Origin of the sequence: Peribacillus sp. CSMR9 (assembly GCF_033141925.1) — a bacterium.
In the GTDB taxonomy this organism is placed as follows: domain Bacteria; phylum Bacillota; class Bacilli; order Bacillales; family DSM-1321; genus Peribacillus; species Peribacillus simplex_A.
The window spans coordinates 1-5,521 of record NZ_JAOPHO010000119.1; the positions used below are offsets into that span (position 1 = coordinate 1).

6 protein-coding genes are annotated in these 5,521 nt (G+C 41.1%); 5 read left to right on the forward strand and 1 reads right to left on the reverse strand.

Annotation, left to right across the window (positions count from 1 at the left end):
• Positions 1–257: 257 nt before the first annotated feature.
• The gene (locus N9I19_RS23665; protein WP_061466026.1) at positions 258–974 is read right to left on the reverse strand and encodes a GntR family transcriptional regulator; all 717 of its coding nucleotides are present in this window, start codon (positions 972–974) and stop codon (positions 258–260) included.
• Positions 975–1,262: 288 nt separating this feature from the next.
• On the opposite strand from N9I19_RS23665, the gene N9I19_RS23670 reads away from it, so the two are divergent.
• The 5 genes from N9I19_RS23670 to chbG are packed head-to-tail and all read left to right on the forward strand — an operon-like array spanning position 1,263 to position 5,357.
• Positions 1,263–1,571 carry a PTS sugar transporter subunit IIB gene (locus tag N9I19_RS23670; RefSeq protein WP_061462489.1) on the forward strand — a complete coding sequence of 103 codons (309 nt, stop codon included), beginning with the start codon at positions 1,263–1,265 and terminating at the stop codon, positions 1,569–1,571.
• Positions 1,572–1,575: 4 nt separating this feature from the next.
• Positions 1,576–2,925, forward strand: coding sequence for a PTS sugar transporter subunit IIC (locus tag N9I19_RS23675; RefSeq protein WP_089365114.1), 1,350 nt, complete (start codon positions 1,576–1,578; stop codon positions 2,923–2,925).
• Between the two features lie 16 nt (positions 2,926–2,941).
• Positions 2,942–3,289: a PTS sugar transporter subunit IIA gene (locus tag N9I19_RS23680; RefSeq protein ID WP_089365117.1), complete on the forward strand. Its 348-nt coding sequence runs from the start codon at positions 2,942–2,944 to the stop codon at positions 3,287–3,289.
• Positions 3,286–4,629 (forward strand): 6-phospho-beta-glucosidase, encoded by a 1,344-nt coding sequence (locus tag N9I19_RS23685; RefSeq protein WP_317779178.1) that lies wholly within the window; start codon positions 3,286–3,288, stop codon positions 4,627–4,629. The genes N9I19_RS23680 and N9I19_RS23685 overlap by 4 nt, the downstream gene beginning before the upstream one ends.
• Positions 4,626–5,357, forward strand: coding sequence for a chitin disaccharide deacetylase (gene chbG, locus N9I19_RS23690; RefSeq protein WP_317779179.1), 732 nt, complete (start codon positions 4,626–4,628; stop codon positions 5,355–5,357). The genes N9I19_RS23685 and chbG overlap by 4 nt, the downstream gene beginning before the upstream one ends.
• Positions 5,358–5,521 lie beyond the last annotated feature (164 nt).

Here is a 5,521-nt window from a genome sequence, read left to right on the forward strand (position 1 = left end):
GAGGCTCCCCGACCGCCCGCGGAAAGCGAGTGCCTGGAGTGGAAAATCAACGGCCAAATTGTACAACTCATAAAAAAATAGACAAACTCGATTTTCATCGAGTTTGTCTACAGTCTGAGAGGCAATCGTTATGATTGCCTCTAAATGAACGCATATAAAAAAATATATTCAATCCCAAATCGAAATGCTGAATAAGAAGCACACAAAAAAACGGGCTGCCTTAATGAAATAGGCATCCGTCTTCTTTTAATTATCATTCAATAGTTCCGTTCGATGACAAAGTGTGCACGATCGCCTCTAAAGAGAGTTTTAGAAAATTCAATGACCGATCCATCAACCTCATATGTGTAAGTTTCTAATGAAAAACAAGGTGAACCGTTGGGTACATCCAATTTGTCAGAAATGGAATCGTCGGCTAGTGAAAACTCCAAGTGTTCGACCGTTTTTTTTACTTTTAAATTGAATTGTGTTTCAAGTACTGTAAAGAGTGATTTTTCACAGGCTTCGATATTAAGCCCGGGTGTTTTATACCAAGGCAGATAGGCAATTTCATATTGAAGGGGGACATCGTTTACGTAACGAATCCGTTCCAGTTTGTTTACTGGATCTCCAATATTTTGCTTGAAAAGCTTGGCAAGGGTAGCATTTGCTTCAATCACCTTTAAGCTAATGACCTTTGTAGAAGGATTTTTTCCTTGCATCGTGATTTGCTCTGAGAACTTTTCAACCGTGCTTGTAAGAAATTGCTTCACTTTATTCTCCGAAACGAAAGTCCCTTTACCTTGAACACGGTAGATGTAGCCTTCGACTGTCAATTGCTGTAAGGCCGTGCGCACTGTTGTCCTGCTTACTCCGTATATTTTACAAAACTCAGCTTCAGTCGGTAATTTTGTATTTGTTTGATACTCGCCATTTTTTATAAGATCGATAATCGATTCCTTAACTATGGAATGCAATGCCGCTTCTTTATTCATGGTCTCCACAGTGATGCCTCCTTTACTCATTCCAATATATACATATAGATTATATCGGATAAGTTCAATAATCAACTTTAAATCAAAAATTTGTAATAACAAATTAAAAATTGTGTTGATATTTTTTAGATTTGTAACTACAATATATATGTGGAGGTAATAATACCCAGTTCAAAAATACCTTTCAAGGGGAGTGATAAAACAAAGGAACATCATTTATTATAAAATTATGGTTCTATTTTTCTTGAAAATACTGAATAATCAATCATTAAAAGGGGGGTAATTTCAATGAATATCTTATTATGTTGTTCTGCAGGGATGTCTACCAGTTTATTAGTTACCAAGATGGAGGAAAGCGCTAAAAAACAAGGGGTGGAGTGTCATATATGGGCTGTTGGTTCTACAGAAGTGAACAATGAAATGGATAAGGCTGATGTGATTTTATTAGGTCCGCAAGTTCGGTATCTTCTTTCCAAGTTACAGGAGGCGGGAAAGGAAAAGGGAATTCCGGTCGCAACCATCAATCCAATGTTCTATGGTCTATGTAATGGTGAAGAAGTACTAAAACAAGCCACTACTTTAATAAAAGGAGAATAAGGATATGATGACTTTTATTGATAAGTATATTATGCCTGGAGCGGTGAAAATAGGAAATAACCGGCATCTGCTCGCGATTCGTGACGCATTGATTGGAATGATAGCGATTACAATGATCGGGTCTTTTGCCGTCCTGTTCAATAATCTTGGGCAAGTCATCAAGCCTTACGGAAGAATGATGGAGGCCATTTTCGGTCCAGCATGGAATACGCTAGGCGGTGATATTTGGTTTGGAACCTTTGCATTCATGACGGTATTCGCTGTATTCGGCATTTCTTATAAACTAGCAAGATCATACGGCGACGATGGTTTTGAAGCGATGCTAGTTTCCTCGGCCTGTTTCTTCCTATTATTACCTCAAATCGGAAATGTCACTTTAACCATTGATGATAAGGATGTTACAGGCGGGGCATGGGGTTTCGTAAGCGTGAACTATTTTAATGCTACAGCCCTCTTTACAGGAATAGTCGTTGCCTTAATAGCAACCGAAATATTTGTGAGACTTTCCCGAGTGAAATATTTAGTCATTAAGTTGCCTGATGGAGTACCTCCAGCGGTAGCCCGTTCTTTTGCAAAGTTAGTGCCGGGTATGGCAACGATTCTTGCCGCTGGTGTATTCGGACTGCTATTCCGTAAAGTTACGGATGGACAGGTACTGAATGACTGGCTGAGTAAAGTGATTGTATCTCCCTTACAAAGTGCAGTAGATTCATTGCCATTCGCTATTTTACTAGTATTTCTTGTTCATTTATTATGGATGATTGGTTTGCACGGACCAAATATCCTTGGAGGGATAACAACACCGCTTTTTGAAAGTTCGGGTGTGAAAAATATTGATTTATATGCAAAAGGTGTCAAGGACATGGACCAATATGGGGTATTGGCAGGTTCTTTCCTGGATGCATTTGTTTATTTAGGAGGATCTGGTGCAACATTGGGCCTCATCATCGCAATGATCATTGCCGGTCGGAAACGTTATAAACAGATGATTGCACTTGGAGGGGCACCAGGGGTGTTCCAGATTAACGAACCTATCCTATTCGGATTGCCTATCGTTCTGAATCCAATGTGGTTCATTCCATTTGTTCTCGGTCCGGTAATTACAACGGTGATCTCGTATTTAGCGGTAAGCAGCGGAATGGTTTTCCCGATCGTTGCTAAGATTCCATGGGTTACCCCACCGATTGTGGGCGGATTCCTAGCCACTGGCGGGCATGTATCCGGAGCGGTCTTGGCTGCGGTCAACTTAGTCATTTCAACAGCGATTTATTTACCATTCGTATATGCTCAAGTGAAGATAGATACCAAAAATAAAACAGAGCTTACAAAAGATTCAGAAACGCTAAACGTTTAAGAAAGTAGTGATGAAAATGGAAAAAGAAGAATTATACCAGCTATCCTTTCAATTGATTTTATATAGTGGGAATGCGAGAAGCTTTGCAATGGAAGCGATGCAGGAGGCTAAGAAAAAGAATTTTGATTCTGCTCGTTTGAAAATCGCCGAGGCAGAAACGGAATTACTGCAAGCCCATAAATACCAAACTCAATTAATCCATGCAGAGGCGGGCGGGGACAAATTTGATCTTCCCATTATACTGGTGCATGCTCAAGATCATTTAATGACGGCGATGACTGTAAAGGATCTTGCAATAGAAATGATCGATTTACGCGAAGAATTCTTACATGCAAATGTAGTGAAAGAGAGGGCTGCTGAATGAGCGAGGGTCTGAAGATTGTCACGATTGGCGGAGGATCGAGCTATACGCCAGAATTGATTGAAGGTTTCATTAAATATCATGAGGAACTTCCCGTGAGTGAAATTTGGCTCGTGGATATCGAACCGGGAAAGGAAAAGCTTGAAATTGTCGGGGATTTAGCAAGAAGGATGATTGAAAAGGCTGGTGTGAATATTGATGTCCATCTTACGCTAGACAGAAAGAAAGCGCTTAAAGGGGCGGATTATGTAACAACCCAGCTGCGAGTTGGCCAGCTTGCAGCAAGGGCACTTGATGAAAAGATTCCGTTGAAACACGGAGTGATTGGACAGGAGACAAATGGACCAGGTGGGCTTTTTAAGGCTTTAAGAACGATTCCCGTCATTCTGGATATTGCTCGTGAAATGGAGGAATTATGTCCGGATGCCTGGCTGATTAACTTCACGAATCCTGCTGGTATGGTAACGGAAGCAGTTCTGCGTCACAGTAATATTTCCAAAATCATCGGCCTTTGCAATGTGCCGATTGGTATGGAACGAGGTGTTGCTGATTTGATGGATGTCGAGCCATCAAGAGTCCGGATCGACTTTGCTGGGTTGAATCATATGGTTTACGGCTTGGATGTATTCGTTGATGGGGAGAGTGTCAAAGATCAAATCATCAATCTGATTACAGATCCAGCTAAAGCCGTCACGATGAAGAATATCCATGCAATGGGCTGGGAGCCGGAATTCCTTAGAGCGTTGAACCTGTTTCCGTGTCCATACCACAACTACTATTATAAAACCGGAGATGTGCTGGCCCAGGAATTGAAGGATGCTGAAAAAGGGGAAACACGTGCCGAGGTCGTTCAAAGACTTGAAGCAGGATTATTCGAGCTTTACAAAGACAAGGGTTTGGACATCAAGCCGCCGCAGCTTGAAGAGCGCGGAGGAGCGTACTACAGTGATGCGGCAGTAAGGTTGATTTGCTCGATGCATACAGATAAACGTGATATTCAAGCGGTAAATACCATCAATCATGGTGCGATTGAAGGCATTCCTTATGGATCTGCGATTGAAACCAGTTGCGTGATAACCAGGGATGGTCCTAAGCCAATCAATGTAGGAGAGCTTCCAGTCGCTGTTCGCGGTTTAATTCAGCAAATCAAATCCTTTGAAAGGGTGGCCATCGAAGCTGCAGTCTCAGGTGACTATGATACTGCGTTGCTTGCCATGACGATTAATCCACTCGTTCCTAGTGATCGGGTTGCGAAACTTATCTTAGACGAAATGCTGGTGGCACATAAAGATTATCTGCCGCAGTTTTTTGGAAAAAAGGAGTTGCAGGATAATTTATCATGATTGAAGTCCTTGTAAATGCAGATGATTTCGGGTTAACTAAAGCGGTGAATTATGGGATTTTGGATAGCCACAAATATGGAATTGTCAATTCAACAACCATCATGATGAATGCGAAAGCAACGGAACATGCGATTGAATTAGCAAAGAAGACACCGTCGTTGAAAGTAGGTATACATTTAGTGCTCACATGGGGAAAACCTCTGTTGAACGACGTGCCGAGTTTAGTTGACGAATCTGGTTTCTTTAAGAAGCAAGGTGTGGTGTATGAGAACCCTACTCGTATTTCCTTGAGAGAATTGGAGAGGGAGTGGTCAGCACAGATCGAAAGATTCTTGGAATTTGGTCTGTTTCCAACTCATTTCGATAGCCATCATCATGTACACGGAATAACAGCATTTCTACCGGTTATTCAAAATCTGTCTGATAAATACGGATTGCCAGTGCGTAATGCCGGAATGCACCTAGCTGAGGTTCAAACCGTTACAGATGTTTTCCTGGATGACTTTTATGGAGAAATGGTGGTTGAAGATTACTTTCAAAACTTGAAGGGGAGGGTAATTGATGGGGCAAGCGTTGAGATAATGACTCATCCTGCTTATATGGATGAAGAGTTGATGGAAGTCTCCTCTTATAACGATAAACGCTTAAAAGAAACCCGGATTTTGACAAATGCAAAATTGCCTGAGGGATTTCACCTTAGATTCAGCATCAACCAGGTTAAGATTTGATTTTATTAAATGCAGCCCTTTAATTACAAAAAGGACCATTCATCAAAATGATGAATGGCCTTTCAAATTCAAGATAGCTTTATCTTAAAATTAATAAGCGAGGCTGAATAGGGCTTTGATGTGTGATAGATAGCGAATATTACTTGCTTCTTTCATCAATGTAG

Bases quoted from the DNA above. Each gene is read 5' to 3' on its own strand.
- N9I19_RS23665 (WP_061466026.1), bottom strand. From the start codon at position 974: ATGAATAAAGAAGCGGCATTGCATTCCATAGTTAAGGAATCGATTATC.
- N9I19_RS23670 (WP_061462489.1), top strand. From the start codon at position 1,263: ATGAATATCTTATTATGTTGTTCTGCAGGGATGTCTACCAGTTTATTA.
- N9I19_RS23675 (WP_089365114.1), top strand. From the start codon at position 1,576: ATGATGACTTTTATTGATAAGTATATTATGCCTGGAGCGGTGAAAATA.
- N9I19_RS23680 (WP_089365117.1), top strand. From the start codon at position 2,942: ATGGAAAAAGAAGAATTATACCAGCTATCCTTTCAATTGATTTTATAT.
- N9I19_RS23685 (WP_317779178.1), top strand. From the start codon at position 3,286: ATGAGCGAGGGTCTGAAGATTGTCACGATTGGCGGAGGATCGAGCTAT.
- chbG (WP_317779179.1), top strand. From the start codon at position 4,626: ATGATTGAAGTCCTTGTAAATGCAGATGATTTCGGGTTAACTAAAGCG.